Raw genomic sequence first — 1,496 nt, forward strand, 5'->3', positions numbered from 1 at the left:
CTAAGATTCTGAATTCTTACTGTAGTGCCGTGACTGGATTCATCGACATCTCCCATCGGTTCGACCGTTACTTCTACGTCATCTAGGTATAAATTAGGGTCGTCGAATTTATTCCATTCAAATCGTATTCCATACTGAGTGGAGGACTCGGACGTCGTTGACTCGATGGTAGCGGTGCTCCCCAATCGCATCATGGACAATCGTCCGATACCTTTTTCTCCGAGTACGACCGACTGGGACGATCCTGAATTTTGCTTTTCGAACAACTTGCCAGGTGTGCCGATCACGAGAAAGCGATTGAGCAAATCATCTTTGCTCATTCCTTTTCCCGTATCGCTGATTTCTATATACTGCTCCGCCCGAAGATTTTGGAGAAATTCGGCGAATTTTGTCTTGTTATCAATATGATCGCGAGCGCGATCGTTCAGTGCCGCCCTTATGGAAAGGGGTAAATCAGGTGATATGGCTTTGTCCACTCTGTCGAGAGCATCTTTCTTTTGCAAGACGGATCCTGCGCGAATTTGCTCTTCAAGAAGCTGCAACGCGGAAATGTCAGCAGGAGCATGAATTTTTACGCTCACCCGGGGAGATCCCGCATCAAACGCGTTCTTTATCAACTCGTTTAAAGCGACATCATCCGAAGTGATCAACTCTGCTCCGAGTTGACGCAGTGCCCGAGCTGCGATACGAAACCGCTGCGCCATTCCTACTCCCAAAAGAACAAAAAAATAGCCGTATTCGTGCTCAGAGTATAGGTTGCAAACTCGGTACGATACGGCTAGCCAACAAAAAATCCACCACGAGACGTCCCTGCTCGGGAGCGGTGCGATGGCGCAACGAAGAACCCAACGAAGCCAGCTGCAAATGACGGACTATTCGTCGAGGCTTCTAATAACCAATTTCAATGACCAGATGTTAGACGTGCTGCCTCCTCCGAGACAACCAGATTCGTTGACACAGGCATGCAAGATTCGACGGGTTCCGCGAATCAGGAAGATCCGCCAAGTCCGAGCCAAGGTGCCAATCGATCCCATGCAAGTGCGGCGAGCTCGCGACCTCGTTTGTCCACCGCTGCCAGGTTCCATTCGTCCGGCACCGTACTTAAAGTCCTTACGTGAGGAAGATACTCACCCCAATATATCGGACCAGCCGTCTCGGACAGATCAATGCCGTCGTGTTTGAGCTGTGTGATGACTTTTTCTGCTTCCTGTTGGCTGTGCGCCGCGAGCGCGCCATACAATGCGCGCTTCTGCTTCCATGGGCGATCGCTCAGAGATCCATTGGCGTTCAGCGGGACAAGCGTCAGATTGCCTAAACGTTCGTACTGGTCATCTCCATACAAGTCGCTTGCCCATCCATTTGCCCTTGAGCGAGGTGCGATATGTTCAATAGTCGAATATTTCTTGTTGGTCCACGCTTCGAGCTTCAGTGTGGGATGTACCCCCGCCTTGCCATGGATCAACTGTCCGAGTGCTCCTTCCACAGTGTCATGGAAG

The 1,496-nt window shown here is 50.7% G+C and carries 2 protein-coding genes; both read right to left on the reverse strand.

The genetic code is table 11. The annotated features are described in order from the left end of the window. Positions 1 to 704 (reverse strand): ATP-binding protein (locus ABZS61_RS34790; protein WP_356430518.1); only part of this gene is annotated, 704 nt, incomplete at its 3' end. A 284-nt stretch (positions 705 to 988) separates the two neighbouring features. Then, positions 989 to 1,496: HNH endonuclease family protein (locus ABZS61_RS34795; protein WP_356430521.1), on the reverse strand; the 508-nt coding region annotated here is incomplete at its 5' end.

The sequence above is a fragment of the Streptomyces sp. NPDC005566 genome (assembly GCF_040605575.1).
Classification (GTDB): Bacteria; Actinomycetota; Actinomycetes; order Streptomycetales; family Streptomycetaceae; genus Streptomyces.